Below are 19,369 nucleotides of genomic sequence, written 5' to 3' on the forward strand. Positions count from 1 at the left end.
TATCAGCCAAACCGACAAGGATATCAGCCAAAAAAAGAATATATCAGCAAACCACCAAGGATATCAGCCAAAAAAAGAATATATCAGCCAAACCACCAAGGATATCAGCCAAAATAGAAATATATCAGCCAAACCAAAGAAAGTGGTGCTAGTTTGTATATTTTTCGAAATAAATCATTTACATATATGTGGATTGGTAATGGCATATCAGAATTAGCAGGAGCTTTTGGAACCTTTTGCAATTCGTTATTAATCTATGAAATAACAGACTCATCTTGGGCATTGGGGAGTATGTGGCTATTATATTTCCTGCCCTCCCTTGCGCTTCAGGTTTTTATTGGACCTTATATTGATCGTTGGAGTAGAAAATGGACCATGATTTTTGCACTTTGGAGCAGGGGACTTGTGTTTGTCATACCCCTTATCGGTGTTATGACAAACACATTAGTCCCATGGCATATTTTTATTGTCCAAATCATTATAGGATTAATAACACCTATTTATTCACCAGCCAATCAAGCGATACTATCCAGTATTGTTTCAAAAAAACAATTGCATACAGCTAATGCATACATAGAAGGAATGGCGAGATTAATGACCTTTACGGCTCCTGTTATGGCAGGGGTGGTCATTGAATATATCGGGGTTAACAGCACTTTATCTTTTATTTGCCTTTCCTTGATTATTAGCGGAAGTCTTTTATTAGGAGTTTCCGAAGAAAGAGAAAAGAGACCGGAGAGAAAAGCATGGGGTACTGAATTTATGGAGGGAATCAGTTACTTTTTTCAGCAAAGGACGATAGTGTGGTTAGGGGTTTTTCTAGCATTTGTCCAATTTGGAGTAGGGGTTACGATGGTAATTAATATCCCATATATCAAAACGGTTCTATACGGAAATAATGCCATGTATGGTTATTTTATGGCGGGATTTCCGTTAGGCTATATGATAGGGACATTATTGGTTGGGAAATTAAAATACGCCTCAAGACGAAGATTGATGCTAGGGGCACTTTTAATTGGAGGGTTGACTTATATTAATCTTGGGATAACTAGCTCGCTCATTTTTGCCATAGCAACAGAATTGATTGCAGGTATCGCGATGGCTTTTTTTAGTATCCATAATATAACGATTTGTCAGCAAACTGTTCCTAATCATCTAATGGGAAAAATTATTTCCGTGCGCTCTTTTATCATTCGTGCAATGATGCCGCTTGGCGTATTAATAAGTGGAGTTCTAAGTGAAGTATGGGGAATCCGACCTTTGTACATTTTAATTGGAACATTAATTGCTATTATTTCCCTACTAGGAATGCTACTACCATATTTTGCGTTTATAGATAACGTGAATACTGAGGAAAAGCTTGCTTCCTAAATTCCGATAAAAAAGACTAGGAAACGCTGATAGTGATTTTCCTAGTCTTTTCCCTTTAATACTTTTTCAACAAAATCGCAGAATTATGACCGCCAAACCCAAAGGAATTGGATAAACCAATAGATAAGGAAGCTTTTCTTGCTCCTTCTGGGACATAGTCTAAATCACAGTCAGAATCTGGAGTTTTTAAATTAATAGTTGGTGGAATAATACCTTCTCGCAAACTCTTAACTAAGGCGATTGCCTCCGCTCCACCCGCGGCACCAAGCATATGACCAAGCATCGATTTGTTCGCGGTTACTGGTATTTTATAAGCTTCCGCTTCAAATAATTTCTTAATAGCTAATGTTTCCGATAAATCGCCTACTGGTGTACTAGTCGCATGAGCACTAATTACATCCACATCAGAAGGGGAGACATTTGCTTTTGCTAATGCATTTTTCATGGCGAGATATGCGCCTCTTCCTTCTGGATGGGTTGCAACCATATGATGAGCGTCAGAGCTCGCTCCATAGCCAATAATTTCAGCTAATATCTTAGCATTTCTCTTAAGGGCATGTTCCAAGTCTTCAACGACCAAGATTGCCGCACCTTCACTCATTACAAATCCATCTCGATTTCTATCAAAAGGTCTGCTTGCTAATGTGGGTTCCTCATTATTAGTAGATAAGGCCCTTGCATTACCAAAGCTAGCTAAGGATAAATTTGTAATAGCTGCTTCCGCTCCACCGGCAAACATCACGTCTGCATCACCATTTCGAATGGTGTGAAAAGCTTCCCCAATCGAGGTATTTCCAATGGAACAAGCTGTTACAGGAGAAAGGGAAGGACCTTGGGCTCCGAATCTAATACTAATTTGTGCCGCAGCAGCGTTTGAAATCATCATCGGCACTAAATTAGGACTTACTCGATTAGGCCCTCGTTGATTTAATGTATTTACATTATCAATAAGGGTGGTTAAACCGCCAATCCCTGAACCTACATAGACACCTAGCCGCTCTTTGTCTACTTTATTTAAGTCTAGCTGAGAGTTAGATAAAGCTTCATCTGCTGCTGCTAATGCAAACTGGCTAAATCGGTCAAGCTTCTTCGCTTCCTTTGTACCCCATCTTTCTTCTGGATGAAAGTCCGTTACAACTCCAGCTATTCTTGTTTTTAATGAAGAGGCATCTAAATGCTCGATCATACTGATTCCAGATATTCCATTTAAAAGGTTCTGCCAATAATCATCTACATTGTTTCCTAACGGTGAAATGATTCCCATTCCAGTGATAACGACTCTTTTCACAAATTTTCCCCCATTCCTTTTTTATTTATTGTATGCTTTTTTTATCCTATTACAAGTTGTAGTTTATACTAGTATAATTAATACTAGGTTAAAAAGGAGAATGTATATGAATAGAGACATCCGATTAGAAGCGCTATCCGATTTTCTAAAAACAAAACGGTCAAAAATACAGCCACAAATGGTTGGACTTCCTGCTGGTAGTAGAAGAAGAACGGCAGGACTTCGTCGCGAGGAAGTAGCACAATTAGCTGGTGTAAGCACTACATGGTATACCTGGCTAGAGCAAGGTAGAGACATTAAAGTATCTATTTCAGTTTTAGACGCTGTTGCAGATGCGCTCCAATTGAGTTTAGATGAGAGAAAATATGTGTACGGATTAGCTTTTGAAGAAGGTGGTTCCTTCTTTCCAAAAGGAGAGGAAGAGGAAATGATTACGCCATCCTTGGAGAAAATTTTAAAAGAGCTTCGTTACTGTCCTTCGATTATTACCGATCGACGCTCCTTTATTGTAGGATGGAATGAAGCTGCTAAACAAGTATTCTTGGATTTTGAAAAAATTCCACTTGAAAAAAGAAATCTAATTGAACTGGTTTTTTCAAGAAAAGAGCTAAGAGCATTAGCTGTTAATTGGGAAGACTTTGTCAAAGGATTTCTCTCTATCTTTCGCACTTATTTAGGGCAGTATATGGCAGATGAGTGGTATGGAGAATTTATTGAAGAGATGAAAAAGAACTATCCGGATTTTAATAAAATGTGGAATGAAAGTGAAGTAAGTTCTGCGCCTGAAGTATTAATTGAATTTCGTCACTCCAAGGCTGGGAAAATGATTTATAATTTAACTTCTTTGCAAGTTCATGGCCGAAATGATTTAAGATGTAGCATTTATACGCCTGTTGATGGGACTGGTACAGAAGAGAAGATTAAGCATTTGATGAAATAAGAGGTGATTCTAGTTTAGGGGGGGCATATTACTGATTTGGTCCGTGTTAACAACAAATGAAGCGAATTCGTATTTGCATAATTTTTTCCGAAACAATCGGTCATGGTTTGTGTGTTAAGCGTATTCATTTATAGAGAATTATCGTATATCATGGAAATAGAAAGGAGAACAACAATGAATCTAAATAAAAAATGTATGGCCATACTAAGAGATTTATTAGAGACTCCTGACTACATCAAAATTCAAGAACTAGCTAATAAACTTGATATAAGTGAAAGGGCAATAAGATATAACATCAATAAATTAGATGAATTTCTTTTTCAAAATGGGTTTAACTGCATTGAAAGGCATCATTTAAAAGGAATTAAATTAAATAGAGTAAAAGAAGTAACAACGTTTATAGCAAAGTTTCTAGAAGAGCATTCACCATATCAGTATATTTTATCGAAGGAAGAGCGTTTTATCTATATTTTGACAAGGTTGTTAGGTGAAACGGAACCGATTTCATACTCTGATTTGCAAGATAAAATAGGAATATCTAAGTCTACCTTGGATTCAGAGCTGCAATTGATTAATGAATATATTGATCCATATGGTTTAACTCTAGAGCGAAAAAGAAAGCATGGTGTTCTGATACAGGGAGATGAAAAGCAAAAGAGATCGCTTTTAAACAAGATGATCTTAGGTACCATTAGTGCAAAAGATATCTTTCAATATATTCGCAATCGCCGTGTTCTCTCGAAAATCAATACTATTTATTTTCATGATGTATTAAGTGAAATCGATATTCAATTTATTGATGATTTAATTTTCTCAGCAGAACAGGAATTGGATAAAGAATTTGATGATCAGTCTTATATGAATCTGTTAACACACTTAATGGTTGCGGTAAAGAGGACATTTCAGCATCGTGAAGTAGATATATCAGAAGCTATTATTAGTAATATCAGTGATACAAGAGAATATACAGTAGCTAAACATATGATGGAGGAACTGGCTTGGCATTATGCTATTTCTATTCCAGATATGGAGGCTGGTTATATTGCTTTACAATTATTAGGGGCAAAGAGCATTAAAAAGCATCCACTTGATCAACAAGAGTTGAATGGTGATGAGCTATACTTAGCTTCTCTAAAAATGGTCGATGAATTAGAATCCATCTATCAATGCAGGTTTGGGGAAGAGAAAGAAAAGATTGTTGAGGGATTACTTCTTCATTTAAAGCCAGCTATCTATCGAATTAAATATCACTTAACGTTAGAAAATCCTATGTTTGATGAGATTATCTTTCATTATGAGGAATTGTTTCAACATACGAAAAAAATAACAAAGTATTTGGAAGAACATCTGGACCAGTCTTTTAACGATCATGAAATATCCTACATTACCTTGCATTTTGCAGCAGCATTAGAAAAAGCACAGGATAATATGGAAGCAAGAAAAAAAGTGTTGTTGGTTTGTGGTGCTGGAATATCGAGTGCCAATATTTTATCCAATCAACTCCAAAAAGCGTTCCATGTAGAGATTGTAAACACAGTTTCGTTTAGAGCGTTACAGTATATGGACTCTAGCAGCTATGATTTAATCATAAGTACAATTGATATTCCAGAGATGAATAATAAGAAATACTTGAAAGTTAATGTTTTTTTAACAGAGTCAGACTATGAGCTTATTAGTCAATTTTTACATTCCAAATTTAGCCAAGGGAATTATTACGAAGTTAACTTAAATAAGGTGAATAAACTATTGGAAGCGGTTCAATCACATGGAACAGTGAAGGATGTTTATAAGCTCCAATATCAATTTATGAAAATATTAATGGATAAAAAAGAAGATTCTACATCCTATGAGAATTTAAGTATTCGAAATATTATTAATGAAAGAACAATAAAACTGAAAGCAAAAGTAGGTTCTTGGGAAGAAGCAATTAAAGAAGGAACTGACTTATTATATGACGATAAATCAGCAACTAGCCCTTATTATGAGACGGTGATTAAACACTTTCATGAATATGGTCCATATATGGTGGTTGCGCCTGGAGTTGTTTTATCACATGCAAGGCCAGAAGATGGAGCATTAAAGCTTGCTCTCAGTTTAGTTACTTTTAAAAATGGTATCGATTTTAAAGACGATTTTAAAGAAGATGTCCGACTGGTGGTTACTTTAACGGTTGTGGATAAGACTAGTCACTTAGAAATATTGGGACAACTGATGAAACTATTAACGAATAAAGATGATGTGGAAAAAATAATTAAAGCGAATTCCAAGGAAGATATCTTCCAAATTTTCAATGAATATTCGCAATAAATAGGAGGAAATTAAAATGAAAAAAATATTAATCGCTTGTGGTGCAGGTATTGCTACTTCTACTGTTGCTTTAAATAAATTACAGGATGCTTTAAAGGAAAGAGGATTGCTAAATCAAGTAACGCTTCATCAAACAACAGTTGCTGAATTGGCTAGTAAAGCAAATGAATATGATTTAATCGTAACAACTACAAACTTCACAAAAGAATTAAATATTCCAGTTGTTAAAGGCTTATCATTCATTACAAATGTGGGGAAAGAGAAAACCATTGAGGAGGTTATTACGAAGTTAGGTCTAAAATAAGGGGGATAAGGAAAATGGATTTCGTAATAGATGAAGAACTGATATTCACGGATCGAATATTTACAACCGATAAAGAGGTATTGGAATTTTTAGCGGATGAATTATTAAAAAAAGGCTATGTGAAAGATTCCTATAAAGAAGCACTCTTAAAACGTGAGGTTGAGTTTCCAACTGGACTTGATTTTGGAAATTACGGAGTAGCAATTCCACATTCAGATGCAATTCATGTCAATAAATCGACGCTTGGAATCATCGTTCCAGAAAAACCTATTACATTTAGTAATATGGATGGTAGTGGAGCGGTAGAAGTGAAATTAATTTGCAATATTGTTTTAAAAGATAAGCAAAATCAAACTGCTATGCTTTCCAGTTTAATGGGTCTCTTTTCTGAAGAAGAGGCTGTTAAAGAGATGATGACTGGTAATATTTCTTCTATTAAGAAATATTTAAGTCAACTTGTTGTAAGCTAAGTTTTTCAGGCAAATAAAATGATCAATTGTAACCGTTATCATATTAGAGGGATTGCAATTGGTATTGGGAGGTAAGCCACATGGCTGTTCTAGATTATATTGTTAATTTAGGTGCAAGTGTCATGATGCCAATTATATTCACTATCTTTGCTCTTTTATTAAGAGTAAAGATAGGAAAGGCAATTAAATCAGGATTACTTGTTGGTGTAGGATTCATTGGGTTAAATATTGTTATTGCTTTATTAACAGATAACCTTGGTCCTGCTGCAGAGCAAATGGTAGAAAATTTCGGTCTGAATTTACATGTATTAGATGTAGGTTGGCCAGCTGCCGCCGCTATCGCGTTTGGTTCAAAAGTAGGGGCACTGATTATTCCAGTTTGTTTAGTAGTGAACATAGTGATGTTACTTACTAGAACGACACAAACGGTTAATATTGATATTTGGAACTACTGGCATTTTGCTTTTACAGGATCGATTGTTGCAGTTTTAACAGATAGTTTTTGGTGGGGTATTTTTGCAGCTATTATAAATATGATTGTTATTATGGTTATTGCTGACCTGACTGCGAAAAGTGTCGAAAAGCATCTTGGATTAGAAGGAGTATCATTGCCGCATGGTTTTACTGCATCATTTGTACCGATTGCCATCGTTGTGAATAAAATCTTAGACTGGATTCCTGGGATTAATAAAATTAATTTAGATGCTGATGGGTTACAAAGAAGACTAGGTGTATTCGGTGAACCAATATTCCTTGGAACCATTATTGGTGGAATTCTTGGATTAATAGCTGGTTATGATGTAAAAGGTATTCTTAACTTAGCGATTACAATGGGAGCAGTATTAGTGTTAATTCCAAAAATGGCAGCAGTATTAATGGAAGGATTAATGCCTGTATCGGAAGCAACACAAGATTTGATTGAAAAACGCTTTAAAAATTTTGGGAAACTATTTATTGGTCTTGATTCAGCAGTTGGGATTGGTCATCCAACTACGTTAGTTGTATCTCTATTACTTGTACCAATATCATTAGTTCTTGCAGCAATACTTCCAGGTAACGGTTTATTACCATTTGCAAGTTTAGCTGGTTTACCATTTGCCTTTGTGTTAATTGTCCCAATTACAAAAGGGAATGTATTCCGTACATTCATTGTGGGTCTTGTTATTACAATATTAGGTCTATGGTTTGCTACAGATTTAGCGCCTATCTTTACAAATGCAGCTAGCTTAGTAAACTTTGCGATTCCTAATGGTTCAAGCTTAGTGTCAAGCATTGATTATGCAGCAAGTCCACTACCATGGTTTATCGTAAAATTGTTAGATATAAAAGTAATTGGCGCAATTATCATTGCTGTTCTTACCCTTGCTTTAATGCTTTATAACAGAAGAAGAATTTTAAAAGAAGCGAAAGAACAAGCAGATAATGTAGAAGCTTAAAAAATAAGTAGTCGTAGAATACGTGACAGCCACACTCCATGAATCAAAGGGTGTGGCTGTTTTCTTATATGGACTTATTTATTTTAAACCATTGAGAAGTTGTTTTATCCCTTCCACCACAGGAGTTTCCGAACGTCCAAGCAATTTCTCAAAGTCTTCGCTTTCTATTTCTAGGGAACCTTCGCGAATATCCTTTTGAATTGCAACAAGCATAGGAACGACAAAGTCTGGTACGCCAGCTTTAGTCATTATTTCAGCATAAGTTGTGTCATCAACCTGTTGAACGGGTACTTCTTTTCCAATCACTGTGCTAACAGCAGCAGCGATATCTTCCTGAGATAATAGTTTGCCAGACAGCTCATAAATCGTATTCTCATGTCCTTCTCCTGCTAGTACTTCTGCTCCTGCTTCTGCGTAGTCTTGTTGTAAAGCCCAGCCGACTTTTCCCTCTCCAGCAGAGGTAATCCATGGTACTCCCGCTTGAACACCTTGAATAGTAGAAAGTTCATTTTCAAGGTACCAGTTGTTACGCAAGAAAGAATAGGGGATGCCTGTTTGAAGAATAGCTTCTTCTGTTGCTTTGTGAACTTCAGCAAGGAAATTTGTGCTTTCTTGTGCATTTGCAATACTTGTATATGCGATAAACGAAACACCAGCATTTTTGGCTGCCGCGACTGCGTTACTGTGTTGACGAATTCTTGTTTCCGTGTCTCCATCTGCTGAAATAATCAATAATCGATCAATTCCTTTAAAGGCTGTTTCCAATGTTTCTGGCTTATCGAAATCTCCCTCGCGAACATCTACACCTTTTACACGTAAATCTTCTGCTTTTTCAGGATGACGAACACTGACTGCAAGCTGGTCAGCAGAAACTTTTGATAGTAAAACATTCACGATTTTAGAGCCGAGTTTACCAGTAGCACCTGTTACTAATAGTTTCATTTTATATTTCCTCCCATTCATTTTCTTATTTCATTATAACCAAATGTTTCTGACAAGATGTGTTGTTGTATATTCAATATAGGTATATAGTATATTCATAGTTAGAAAAATAAAAGTAGTTATTTTTTAATGACATAGTCACATAAATAGTACCATGGGAAAGGAGATAGATCAGATGGCTCGTTATTTTGTTCAAAGAACACCTGACTCGAGTGAAGAGGAAGGGTTCTGTCCTGTTACTTATACGCAAAATTTAACAGCGGGAAGATGGAAAATTATTATCTTATGGCATTTAAGTCAAGGAACAAAACGCTTTAATGAACTACAAAGGCTGTTACCAGGCATTTCAAAAGGAATTTTAACAAGACAGCTAAGGGAATTGGAAGCAGATCAAATGGTACATCGAGAAGTATATAAAGAAGTGCCGCCTAAAGTGGAGTATTCTTTAACAGAAAAGGGAGTAAGCTTTATCCCCATTCTTGATTTAATGGGGGAGTGGGGGAAGAAGCATTATAAGGACTAAAGAAAGATGGGGACAATTGATTGTCCCCATAAGCTTTACAATACTTTATTCAAGAAATCTTTCGTACGCTCATTTTGTGGGTTTCCAAAGATCTCTTGTGGTGTACCTTCTTCGACAATGTATCCATTATCCATGAAGATTACACGGTCCGCCACTTCTCTAGCGAAGCCCATCTCATGTGTAACGATAACCATGGTCATTCCTTCTTGTGCCAATTGTTTTATAACATTCAATACTTCTCCGACCATTTCCGGATCTAAGGCACTTGTTGGTTCATCGAATAGCATAATATCAGGATTCATGGCAAGGGCACGTGCGATTGCGACCCTTTGCTTTTGGCCACCAGATAATTTAGCTGGATTTTCGTTCGCCTTTTCTTTCAAACCAACTCGATCTAAAAGTGCTAATGCTTTTTCTTTCGCTTGCTGTGGCGTTGCTTTCTTTAAATCAACTGGTGCTAGCGTGATATTTTCTAATACCGTTAAGTGTGGAAAAAGATTAAAGTGCTGGAACACCATTCCAATATTTTCTCTAATTTTATTTATGTCATTTTTTTTATCGGTTAATTTAAAGTCATTTACTACTACTTCTCCACTTGTTACTTCTTCTAACATATTTAAACAGCGCAGAAGGGTACTTTTACCAGATCCAGAAGGACCGATTAAGCAAACAACTTCGCCTTCTGTTACCTGTAAATCAATTGATTTCAATACTTCGAGACTACCATATGATTTTTTCAGATTCGTCACTTTAAGCTTGGCCATTTTTTATCCTTCTTTCTAATACATTTGATACTTTTGTTAGAATCATAATGACAATAAAGTACATAATGCCGACAATTAGCCACATTTGGAATGATTCTAAGTTTCTTGCAATAATAATTTTTCCGCTTTGTGTCAATTCATTGATACCGATAATCGAAAGAATAGACGTATCTTTCAAGGTGATAACAAACTGGTTAATAAATGCTGGAATCATTAATTGAATCGCCTGTGGAAGGACGACTTTTCTCATTGCTTTTCCATAAGGAAGTCCCAGACTACGTGCAGCTTCCATTTGTCCTTTATCAACCGATTGAATTCCTCCGCGGACAATCTCAGCCATGTAAGCACCAGCATTTAAACTTAGGGTAATAAGACCGGCAGCAACAGCTGAAATACGAAAATCAAGAGCTGCTGGTATTCCAAAATAAATAAAGAATGCTTGAACGATTAATGGTGTTCCTCGGAATATATCGATGTAAATAATAGCGATTGTGTTTAACACTTTATTTTTTGCAATACGTAATAATCCGAAAATAATCCCAAGTACGGTTGCAATTAACAGAGAAATAACGGTTAAGATCAATGTCATTTTTAAACCAGATAGCAAGCTTGGGAAACTTTCTTTCAATAGACCGAAAAAGCCGCTTCCTTCTTCCACATCTGAGCCAGTTTCTAAGTATTTATCTAATATTCTTTGATATTCACCTGACGCCTTTAAATTAGCCAAACCAGTGTTAAACATCTCAAGAAGCTCTGTGTTTTGTCCTTTTGAGACAGCAAAACCATATGATGCTCCTGCTTCTTTATCTGTGACAATTTTTAATCCATTTCCTTGCTTGATTCCATATGCTAATACAGGATAATCATCAAATACAGCAACGGAATTTCCTGTTCTTACTTCTTCGTACATATTAGCAGAATCGTCAAAAGTCACGATTGAAAATCCGTATTCGTCTTTGATGCTCTCTGCAAAGCTAGCACCTTCTGTTCCTGTTTTCACAGCAACTTTTTGACCTTTTAAATCTTCATAAGAGGAGATGGTCTCATTATCACTATCAACCGCCATAATGATACCTGAATCAAAATAAGAATCAGAGAAATCAAACTTCTTTTGTCTTTCCTCTGTAATACTCATTCCGGCAATAACAGCATCTACTTGGTTTGATTCAAGCGCTTGAACAGCAGCGTTAAATCCAAGTGGCTTCATTTCATATTGGAAGCCTTGGTCTTTTGCAATAGCAGCGATTAAGTCCATATCAATTCCAACGAAATCACCATTTACATCCTGAAATTCAAATGGTGCAAATGTAATATCTGTTGCAATCTGATATACTTTCTCCTTTGCTTCTGCTTTTGTTATGGGAGAAATAATACTCAATATAGTTAAGATAACTACAAAGAATAAAATAAATTTAGACATTCTTTTTTGCTTCATTCGTGTAACTCCTTTTCGCATTATTCTTGATGTTGATAAGTTTTGGATATCTTATGTTAGATTATCTAACAAAAACATAATTAAAATAATACTAAACAATCGTGATATTGTACAGATAGGAATATAAAGTGAAATTTTTCCATATTTTTTGTCAGAAATGGATTACATTACAGAAAGTATGTTATACTACAGTTACTTACAACGAAAGGGATGATGGGTGAACGATGAAGAACTAATCTTATTTTTCAACAATTTGAATGAAAAAATTTCAAATTAACCAAAAATAGGATTAGTCTGCCCATTTTCATATAACGCTTTTCTGTGTATATCTCTAATGGTATGCGCACAATTAGTGGTCGATATGCACGGTTTTTTTGTATATGATCATGATTGGGAACGAGCGGATAATTAGGTACGGCTAATCCTTCCAAGGAAAATTGGGAGGATTTTTTTTCTCCCTTCATAGAAAGGGTTTGATCGGATGACAGAACTATTTAAATTAGTGAATATCAGTTATGAAGTGTTGGATGCAACCATTTTTGAAAAAATAAATGCAAGTGTACGGCAGGGAGAGGTTATTGGGATTATTGGCAAGAATGGTGCAGGCAAATCAACATTATTGCAATTAATAAATCAAGATATAGCTCCTACAAATGGGCATTTGAAGTGGATAAAGGAAAATTTGGTTATTAGAATGGTTGAGCAAGAAACAGAAAACTATGACCTAGCGGAAGAAAATTCAACTGAAATGAAGCTGTTGGAAAAATGGCAAGTGCCAACAAATGATTTTCAGAATATGAGCGGTGGGGAAAAGTTAAAAGCTCGGCTTGCTAGAGGTTTTGCTGTTGAAGCAGACATACTGCTTTTAGATGAACCAACCAATCATTTAGATGAGCGAAGTATGAAACTCCTTCAACAGCAAATCAAAAAATATAAGGGTACCATTCTCCTTGTCTCTCATGATCGTTATTTTCTAGATAGTGTAACCACAAAGATTTGGTCTATTGAAAGTAGGAAGCTTATTGAACATAAAGGAAACTATTCCAGTTATATGGAAGCGCGCGAACAGAAAAGGTTAACCCAGCAGAGGGAATATGATAAACAACAAAAGAAGATTAAACAAGTCGAAGGACAAATGAAAGAGATTACCTCTTGGGCGCAAAAGGCACATGCGCAATCAACCAAACAAGAGTTTCCAAAGGAATATTATCGGGCAAAGGCGAAACGAATGGATGCTCAAGTGAAATCGAAGCAAAAACGATTGGAAAAGGAACTGGAAAGAAATAAAGTGGAGCGTGTAGAAGAAGAGTATACGGTATCTTTTTCGATTGAAGCGAATAAAAAGAAAGGAAAACGCTTTTTGGAGATTAAGGATTTATCGAAGAAATTTGGCTCTCGCGTTTTGTTTGAAAAAGGGAATATTACGATTCAATATGGCGAGAAGGTTGCTATTATAGGTCCGAATGGAAGCGGGAAGACAACCTTATTAAACATTATTTTAGGAAAAGAAAAAGCAGACGGGGAAGCCTGGATTTCTCCTACGGCCAATATGGGGTATTTAACACAGGAAGTATTTGATCTCCCTTTAGAGGAAACACCAGAACAGCTATTTTTTACTGAGACGTTTGCTGCAAGGGGAAAAGTACAAACGTTAATGAAACATCTAGGGTTTATGCCGTCCCAATGGAAGGAACCGATAAAAAATATGAGCATGGGGGAACGGGTAAAGTGTAAGTTAATGGCATATATTTTAGAAGAAAAAGACGTGCTTATTCTGGATGAACCAACGAACCATCTTGACTTGCCATCCCGTGAACAATTAGAAGAAACGTTATCGCAATATAATGGGACTCTTCTAATCGTTTCCCATGACCGCTATTTTTTGGAGAAAACAACAACAAGCAAAATAGTTTTAGCAGAAGGATTCTTAAAGAGGCAATGGACAGAATCGGAGAAGCAGGAAAGGGACAATAAAGAGGAACTGCGTTTAAAGCTAGAAACAGAAAGACAAGAAGTTCTAGGAAAATTAAGCTTTATGACACCAAAGGATAAAAAATATGCAGAATTAGATAGAAAGTTTCTGGATTTGACGAAGCGAATGAAGGAGTTGGAGTAGTGGGACGTGGGGCCGGGTTCCTTGTCCCACTCAATTTACAAAATAATAAATTGCTGTAGCTATTGCTAATGACACAATCCCAATCAAACCAACTACTATGGAAATCTTTGTGTTTAATGCGCGATCTTCTTTTGTTTCTGTGAAATAATGGTTTCTATGTTGCCGTCCATCGGGCCATGCGCCTACCATAGTTACAGCGATAAAAATCGCGATAATCCCAATGACTAAAAAAAATGTAAACATAGTTATTCCTCCTTTTCCAATGAAGCACCTTTTTCTTTTGTAAAATATACGTTTTGTCCTCCCTAAAAGTTACAGAAATATAAGATTATTTGTGTTTTAATAAAAAGAAAGAGGAGGAATAGGCATGAGAGTACCTGTTAAGCTACAAAAGGGGGATGAAATTAGAGTAATCGCTCCTAGTCGAAGTGCAAAAATTTTATCGGAAGAGGGAATTGTGCAAGCAAAGAAAAGATTAGAGGATTTTGGATTTGTTGTTACGTTTGGTAAGTATATTTTTGAATCCGACTTACAGTTTTCCACGACAATAGAACATCGAATAGAAGATATTCATGATGCTTTTCGGGATAAAAAGGTGAAAGGGATTTTAACTGTAATTGGTGGATTTAACAGTAATGAGCTATTGCCTTATTTGGATTATGAATTAATAAAAAACAATCCAAAGATACTTTGTGGGTATAGTGATATTACTGCTTTAGCAACAGCCATCACAACAAAGGCTGATTTTATTACATATTCAGGACCGCACTTTTCTAGCTTTCAAATGGATAAGTTACAGGAATACCAAACGGAATATTTCCAGAAATGCTTGATGGAATCACAGAAATTTATGGTTGAGCCTTCTGATGTATGGACAGATGATGCATGGTATTTGGATCAAGAAAATCGTAACTATGAACCTGGTGGCTGGGAAGTATACCAAGAGGGTAGGGCAAAAGGGCAAGTGTTTGGCGGTAATCTATGTACCTTAAATTTACTGCAGGGAACAGAATATATGCCAAATCTGAAAGACAGCCTTCTGTTTGTAGAAGATGATGAATTAACCATTCCAGAAACGTTTGCAAGAGACTTAACTTCTTTATTACAGACTGCTGGCTCCATAAAAGCGCTAGTAATTGGGAGATTTCAAAAAGCTTCTAAGATGTCAGAGGAGCAGCTTCTATTTATTCTGGATAAACATCCTCTTTTGAAAAAAATCCCTGTTCTCTATAATGTTGATTTTGGACATATTCAACCATTCTTTACTTTTCCAATTGGAGGAGAAGTAGAGATTGATACGATGACACATGGAATAAAGATGACTACTTTTTAAACAATCCAGAGGAGGAATCGACTTGGAGCTTAAAGAAAAAATAAAAAATCTGCCAACATCTCCAGGGGTGTATTTGATGAAAGACTCCTCTGGTCACATCATTTATGTTGGCAAATCAAAAAAATTAAAAAATAGAGTTTCTTCCTATTTCCAGCATTCGAAAAATCGGTTTGGCAAATGGGAGAAGCTTGTAAAGCATATAAAGGATTTCGACTTTATCCTAACAGATACGGAATTTGAGGCATTGATGCTGGAATGTAAGTTAATAAAGGAAATTCAACCTATGTACAATAGAATGATGAAAACAACAAAGGCTTATAACTACATCGTTTTTCGATGGCAGAAGGGAAACTATCATATGGAGATCGCCAATGAGTTAGATAAGGACGATGTTCATTATTACTTTGGTCCCTTCACTAGTAAAGGAACAGTAGAAAATGTGATAAATGGAATAAAAGCATTTTATAAAATAAATTGCTCCCAAGAGAAGTGGAGTCAAAGTCCGTGCTTGAATTATTCCATCGGAAAGTGTATGGGGATTTGTTTTGATCCAATAGCCAAAGAAGCTCACCAACAAATTATTCATCGGCTTATCGCTTTATTTAATAAAAAGGATAATGGTGTACTAGAAGAGATGTCCACAAAAATGATTGAAGCCTCCAGTAATGTTGAGTTTGAGAAGGCAGCAGAAATTAGAGATACGATTACGAAAATAAATACGATTTTGCAAACAGAATCAGTAGTAAGTTTTATGGTGGATAATCATCTAATAATGGCAGTAGAATCCTTAGCTGACTATCGAATAAAGCTTTTTCTTATTAGACGAAATAAAATTATTTATCAACAAATATATGAAGTCAATCAGGTAGATATTCAAGAAGTGAAGAGAAGGATAGAATCCCTTTCTGTACCCAACCAACATATCAGTGCTTTGGGAAAAGAGGAAATAGATGAAGCGTATATTATTTATAAATATTTAAACAGCGACAATTGTACGTATACTGTTATAGAGGATGATCGAGTAAGTAGCACTGAATGTGATTATTTGGAAGATGTTCTTAGGAGAATCCTTCCGATTCCTATCCAAAATTAGAGGAGAAAATAAATATGCTGTCAAAAGAGCAAATTGCAGAAATAAAATCACTTAAAGAAATTTGTGAGCAAGAGGAAGGATATGAGTTAAAGCTTAACTTCGATATGCTAGAAAACCGAAATGGAGAAAATAAAGAGGACTTTTTCCATAATGAAGACGGCAAACTAGTTGGATTTTTAGGAAGCTACTATTTTGGAAGAAAAGTAGAGTTTTGTGGCATGGTTCATCCACAGTATCGAAGAAAAGGGATTTTTACAGCATTACTGGCGGAAGGTCTAGAGGAGGCAAGAAGGAGAGGGGCGACGAGCATATTATTGAATGCTCCTGCTACATCCCAGAGTGCGAAAGCATTTTTAGAGAAAATTCCTTGTTCCTATACCTTTTCGGAGCATCAAATGAAATGGCAGAAGGCAAACATAATCGAGGACACAGCGATTAAGTTAAGACCCTATGATTATGTTCATGACAAAGAAGTAGAAATCCAGCTTGATGTCCGAGGATTTGGAATGGTGGAAGAGGATGTCAGAGCATATGTAGAAACAATAAGGGAACTGGATGATGATCACCGTATGATTATTGAGGTGGATGGAAAAATAGCAGGGAAAATCAGAGTTTCTGAAATGAATGGAGAAGCATGGATTTATGGTTTTGTGGTATTTCCAGAGTTCCGCGGGCAAGGAATTGGCAGAAGGGCATTATCGAAAGTAGTAAAACAAGAAGAGCAAAAAGGCTTGCCGATTTTTTTAGAAGTAGAAGCCAAAAATGCTCGTGCGCTTAAGCTTTACGAGTCTTGTGGATTTCGAAGCTATCATTCTCAGGATTATTACGAAATTAAGTAACTGTCAAAAAAAGTAGGTAACCTAGAAAATAGGTACCTACTTAGCATGTTAGGTTAAAGGAAGGGTAGTAATACAAGTGTTATCATCTTTAAAAGTAGCAAATTCGGTCTTAGCTGTCTTGCCATTATAAGAGATAGTCATTTTAAAATCCTTGTTGCGAGGAAGCCATACATCGATAAAACCATTTGCTTGGGATGTTATCTGTTCATCCACATAAACCTTTCCATCTTGATCTTCAATATATACAGCAAATTCCTTATTAGCCAATTCTCCGCGGCAACCTGCTAGATTATGGATTGCGCAAGGGTGTGTATCAATTAAGTAAGGAGCAAATGATACGAAAAATTCACCTTTAGGCAACTGATAGATAAGTTCCTCGTTTTCAGGCGTGCTTACTGTTAGTGTATCGGAGCTAATCGAAGCAGAAACGGCTGATATTTTGCCAGTACTATAATCATGGACGAGTTGTTTAACATCTCCACTTTCCATTTTTTCATAGCGATTATTTTGATTGATTAATAAATAGATAGTTATGGCAAATACTATTGTAATGAATATTGGGATGATAAGTTTATTTTTTTTCATCTTAATCGCATTCTCCCTTTTTAGTTTGATTGCTTATTTATTAAGATATCAAACTAAACCGCAAAAAAGAGGAAAGAGAAATGGAGATTTTGTGAATTTTTCAAATTAAATAGGAAGTGATATTTTTGCTAGTTATGTAAGAAAATGTGAAAAAAGTCCTTCCTATCTCTTGTGCATCTGACTATTTTCCTATAAAATTTGTAATAGAAGCTAGAAAAAGGAAAAAATGTAATGCAATAATTCATTAAATATATTAAGGTGTTAAAGGCAAATTCATCGAAAGGTGAAGACGCAAAGCTATAGGGACTAAGATCTTGGAGATTAAGTCAGCCAGTTACCGATTTATCTTTATAAACGGAAGGCTAATCGGAAGAAGATTAGTTTTTTTCTGTATTTAGATCGTTGTAATATGCCGATGATAGTCTCACAAATTTAAGGTGAGGATGAAGATGGGGATTTTCTATTTTTTTTGCGGGATAATATTTGGTATTTTCTTTTGGAAGGTAAATGCCAAACGAAAACATAATAGCTGGAAAGTGAAAATGGAAAGGGAAGATATTATGTTTCGCTTAGTGGAAAGCTCGAAGGATATTGTTTACAGATATGAAGTAAGACCGCAAATGAGACATTCGTATATTAGTCCATCCACCGATTATATTTTAGGAGAGGGAATGGTTAAGGAATTCTATCGAAATCCCCATGCTCCTTTAGAATTAATCCATCCAGATGATTATCATATTATGTACAAAAAACTCATTGGAAAGATAGATTATAGTGAGCCATTGATCCAACGTATGAGATGTGTAGACGGTAATTATAAGTGGTTTGAGGAATATGCCACCCCTATTTATGAACTAGGGAATCTAGTAGCTATACATGGAATTATTCGCAATATTGATGAGAAAGTGCGACTGCGACAAAATTTAGAGTATCAACTGATTCATGATGCACTGACAGAGGTACATAATCGATTTTATTTTGAACAAAAGATGGAAGAATTTGATACAAAAATAGATGAGGCAATCGCTATTATTTTATGTGATTTAGACGAACTAAAGCAGGTAAATGATAAATATGGGCATAAACAAGGTGACGATCTAATCAAAGAAGCTGGAAAAATACTAAACACTTTTTCTTCCCCGTATATAACGGTCTCAAGGATCGGTGGGGACGAGTTTGTCCTACTAATACAAGGAATGGGAAAGGAAGAAATAGAAGAGTTGTACAAACGTATGTCCATGGAATTAAGCGGCGATGAGGAAAGGGATACGGATACTACTGTAAAAATGTCTATAGGCTATGCATTTGTTTCAAGCTCCCTTGGAAAAATGACTGCGTTATTTACAGAAGCAGATGATAATATGTACCAAAATAAAATGAAGAAAAAGAAAAATACCATACCTTACGGAAATAGAGTGATTGTAAAGTAACTGGTTGGATAGCTAGTATATTGGTTGAAAGAACGGCCTTCATTAGTCGAATGAGGGCTATTTTTTTTACCACTATAAAAGATGAAGTGCTCCACTTTTGAAATATCCTTACCCTCAAGCATTGCTAAGCCAAATAAAATCCTTTTACCACCCCTATATTAAAAAAATACAGATGATATTAAAAGAGTACTAT

18 protein-coding genes and 1 riboswitch are annotated in these 19,369 nt (G+C 35.8%); of the genes, 12 read left to right on the top strand and 6 right to left on the bottom strand.

What is annotated here, in order from left to right; genetic code table 11:
• Positions 1-153: 153 nt before the first annotated feature.
• A complete protein-coding gene (locus ADJ83_RS24135; RefSeq protein ID WP_031536054.1) occupies positions 154-1,371 on the top strand; it encodes an MFS transporter in 1,218 nt (405 codons plus the stop codon).
• Between the two features lie 55 nt (positions 1,372-1,426).
• Here the strand turns inward: ADJ83_RS24135 and fabF are convergent, their stop codons facing one another.
• Entirely contained in the window at positions 1,427-2,659 is a 1,233-nt protein-coding gene (fabF, locus tag ADJ83_RS24140) for a beta-ketoacyl-ACP synthase II (protein ID WP_048719327.1), read from the bottom strand.
• 106 nt (positions 2,660-2,765) lie between these two features.
• Here fabF and ADJ83_RS24145 point away from each other — a divergent pair, with 106 nt between their 5' ends.
• From ADJ83_RS24145 to ADJ83_RS24165, 5 genes are all read left to right on the top strand, one after another.
• Positions 2,766-3,599, top strand: a complete 834-nt coding sequence (locus ADJ83_RS24145) for a helix-turn-helix transcriptional regulator (protein WP_031536056.1) — start codon at positions 2,766-2,768, stop codon at positions 3,597-3,599.
• 174 nt (positions 3,600-3,773) lie between these two features.
• The gene (locus tag ADJ83_RS24150) at positions 3,774-5,906 is read left to right on the top strand and encodes a BglG family transcription antiterminator (RefSeq protein WP_048719330.1); all 2,133 of its coding nucleotides are present in this window, start codon (positions 3,774-3,776) and stop codon (positions 5,904-5,906) included.
• Between the two features lie 16 nt (positions 5,907-5,922).
• Positions 5,923-6,210: a PTS sugar transporter subunit IIB gene (locus tag ADJ83_RS24155; RefSeq protein ID WP_031536059.1), complete on the top strand. Its 288-nt coding sequence runs from the start codon at positions 5,923-5,925 to the stop codon at positions 6,208-6,210.
• Between the two features lie 14 nt (positions 6,211-6,224).
• A complete protein-coding gene (locus ADJ83_RS24160; RefSeq protein ID WP_048719333.1) occupies positions 6,225-6,680 on the top strand; it encodes a PTS sugar transporter subunit IIA in 456 nt (151 codons plus the stop codon).
• An 80-nt stretch (positions 6,681-6,760) separates the two neighbouring features.
• Positions 6,761-8,116, top strand: a complete 1,356-nt coding sequence (locus ADJ83_RS24165; protein ID WP_031536061.1) for a PTS galactitol transporter subunit IIC — start codon at positions 6,761-6,763, stop codon at positions 8,114-8,116.
• A gap of 78 nt (positions 8,117-8,194) precedes the next feature.
• Here ADJ83_RS24165 and ADJ83_RS24170 read toward each other — a convergent pair whose 3' ends face one another.
• Positions 8,195-9,058 (bottom strand): SDR family oxidoreductase, encoded by an 864-nt coding sequence (locus tag ADJ83_RS24170; protein ID WP_031536063.1) that lies wholly within the window; start codon positions 9,056-9,058, stop codon positions 8,195-8,197.
• A 175-nt stretch (positions 9,059-9,233) separates the two neighbouring features.
• On the opposite strand from ADJ83_RS24170, the gene ADJ83_RS24175 reads away from it, so the two are divergent.
• Positions 9,234-9,581, top strand: coding sequence for a winged helix-turn-helix transcriptional regulator (locus ADJ83_RS24175; protein WP_031536065.1), 348 nt, complete (start codon positions 9,234-9,236; stop codon positions 9,579-9,581).
• A 35-nt stretch (positions 9,582-9,616) separates the two neighbouring features.
• Here ADJ83_RS24175 and ADJ83_RS24180 read toward each other — a convergent pair whose 3' ends face one another.
• Positions 9,617-10,345, bottom strand: coding sequence for an amino acid ABC transporter ATP-binding protein (locus ADJ83_RS24180; protein WP_031536067.1), 729 nt, complete (start codon positions 10,343-10,345; stop codon positions 9,617-9,619).
• A complete protein-coding gene (locus ADJ83_RS24185) occupies positions 10,332-11,780 on the bottom strand; it encodes an amino acid ABC transporter substrate-binding protein/permease (RefSeq protein WP_031536069.1) in 1,449 nt (482 codons plus the stop codon). The genes ADJ83_RS24180 and ADJ83_RS24185 overlap by 14 nt, the downstream gene beginning before the upstream one ends.
• A 481-nt stretch (positions 11,781-12,261) precedes the next feature.
• On the opposite strand from ADJ83_RS24185, the gene abc-f reads away from it, so the two are divergent.
• Positions 12,262-13,896 carry a ribosomal protection-like ABC-F family protein gene (gene abc-f / locus ADJ83_RS24190; RefSeq protein WP_031536071.1) on the top strand — a complete coding sequence of 545 codons (1,635 nt, stop codon included), beginning with the start codon at positions 12,262-12,264 and terminating at the stop codon, positions 13,894-13,896.
• A gap of 30 nt (positions 13,897-13,926) precedes the next feature.
• Here abc-f and ADJ83_RS24195 read toward each other — a convergent pair whose 3' ends face one another.
• Positions 13,927-14,139 (bottom strand): DUF5316 family protein, encoded by a 213-nt coding sequence (locus tag ADJ83_RS24195; RefSeq protein ID WP_031536072.1) that lies wholly within the window; start codon positions 14,137-14,139, stop codon positions 13,927-13,929.
• 124 nt (positions 14,140-14,263) lie between these two features.
• Here ADJ83_RS24195 and ADJ83_RS24200 point away from each other — a divergent pair, with 124 nt between their 5' ends.
• From ADJ83_RS24200 to ADJ83_RS24210, 3 genes are read left to right on the top strand one after another with little or no spacing between them, the layout of a single operon-like run.
• Positions 14,264-15,229, top strand: coding sequence for a S66 family peptidase (locus tag ADJ83_RS24200; protein WP_031536074.1), 966 nt, complete (start codon positions 14,264-14,266; stop codon positions 15,227-15,229).
• A gap of 22 nt (positions 15,230-15,251) precedes the next feature.
• Positions 15,252-16,322, top strand: coding sequence for a UvrB/UvrC motif-containing protein (locus ADJ83_RS24205; protein WP_031536076.1), 1,071 nt, complete (start codon positions 15,252-15,254; stop codon positions 16,320-16,322).
• A 14-nt stretch (positions 16,323-16,336) separates the two neighbouring features.
• The gene (locus ADJ83_RS24210; RefSeq protein WP_031536078.1) at positions 16,337-17,161 is read left to right on the top strand and encodes a GNAT family N-acetyltransferase; all 825 of its coding nucleotides are present in this window, start codon (positions 16,337-16,339) and stop codon (positions 17,159-17,161) included.
• A 48-nt stretch (positions 17,162-17,209) separates the two neighbouring features.
• On the opposite strand, the gene ADJ83_RS24215 is transcribed toward ADJ83_RS24210, so the two are convergent.
• On the bottom strand, positions 17,210-17,746 hold the full coding sequence (locus ADJ83_RS24215; protein ID WP_031536081.1) for a CueP family metal-binding protein: 537 nt from the start codon (positions 17,744-17,746) through the stop codon (positions 17,210-17,212).
• Between the two features lie 256 nt (positions 17,747-18,002).
• Positions 18,003-18,088: riboswitch (cyclic di-GMP riboswitch) on the top strand.
• Positions 18,089-18,195: 107 nt separating this feature from the next.
• Here ADJ83_RS24215 and ADJ83_RS24220 point away from each other — a divergent pair.
• On the top strand, positions 18,196-19,176 hold the full coding sequence (locus ADJ83_RS24220; protein ID WP_031536082.1) for a sensor domain-containing diguanylate cyclase: 981 nt from the start codon (positions 18,196-18,198) through the stop codon (positions 19,174-19,176).
• Positions 19,177-19,369 lie beyond the last annotated feature (193 nt).

Source organism: Bacillus sp. 522_BSPC (assembly GCF_001076885.1).
In the GTDB taxonomy this organism is placed as follows: domain Bacteria; phylum Bacillota; class Bacilli; order Bacillales; family Cytobacillaceae; genus Niallia; species Niallia hominis.

What these genes read in the sequence shown, in the direction of transcription:
- ADJ83_RS24145 (WP_031536056.1), top strand. Translation starts at nt 2,766, where the DNA reads ATGAATAGAGACATCCGATTAGAAGCGCTATCCGATTTTCTAAAAACA.
- ADJ83_RS24150 (WP_048719330.1), top strand. Translation starts at nt 3,774, where the DNA reads ATGAATCTAAATAAAAAATGTATGGCCATACTAAGAGATTTATTAGAG.
- ADJ83_RS24155 (WP_031536059.1), top strand. Translation starts at nt 5,923, where the DNA reads ATGAAAAAAATATTAATCGCTTGTGGTGCAGGTATTGCTACTTCTACT.
- ADJ83_RS24160 (WP_048719333.1), top strand. Translation starts at nt 6,225, where the DNA reads ATGGATTTCGTAATAGATGAAGAACTGATATTCACGGATCGAATATTT.
- ADJ83_RS24165 (WP_031536061.1), top strand. Translation starts at nt 6,761, where the DNA reads ATGGCTGTTCTAGATTATATTGTTAATTTAGGTGCAAGTGTCATGATG.
- ADJ83_RS24170 (WP_031536063.1), bottom strand. Translation starts at nt 9,058, where the DNA reads ATGAAACTATTAGTAACAGGTGCTACTGGTAAACTCGGCTCTAAAATC.
- ADJ83_RS24175 (WP_031536065.1), top strand. Translation starts at nt 9,234, where the DNA reads ATGGCTCGTTATTTTGTTCAAAGAACACCTGACTCGAGTGAAGAGGAA.
- ADJ83_RS24180 (WP_031536067.1), bottom strand. Translation starts at nt 10,345, where the DNA reads ATGGCCAAGCTTAAAGTGACGAATCTGAAAAAATCATATGGTAGTCTC.
- ADJ83_RS24185 (WP_031536069.1), bottom strand. Translation starts at nt 11,780, where the DNA reads ATGAAGCAAAAAAGAATGTCTAAATTTATTTTATTCTTTGTAGTTATC.
- abc-f (WP_031536071.1), top strand. Translation starts at nt 12,262, where the DNA reads ATGACAGAACTATTTAAATTAGTGAATATCAGTTATGAAGTGTTGGAT.
- ADJ83_RS24195 (WP_031536072.1), bottom strand. Translation starts at nt 14,139, where the DNA reads ATGTTTACATTTTTTTTAGTCATTGGGATTATCGCGATTTTTATCGCT.
- ADJ83_RS24200 (WP_031536074.1), top strand. Translation starts at nt 14,264, where the DNA reads ATGAGAGTACCTGTTAAGCTACAAAAGGGGGATGAAATTAGAGTAATC.
- ADJ83_RS24210 (WP_031536078.1), top strand. Translation starts at nt 16,337, where the DNA reads ATGCTGTCAAAAGAGCAAATTGCAGAAATAAAATCACTTAAAGAAATT.
- ADJ83_RS24215 (WP_031536081.1), bottom strand. Translation starts at nt 17,746, where the DNA reads ATGAAAAAAAATAAACTTATCATCCCAATATTCATTACAATAGTATTT.
- ADJ83_RS24220 (WP_031536082.1), top strand. Translation starts at nt 18,196, where the DNA reads ATGGGGATTTTCTATTTTTTTTGCGGGATAATATTTGGTATTTTCTTT.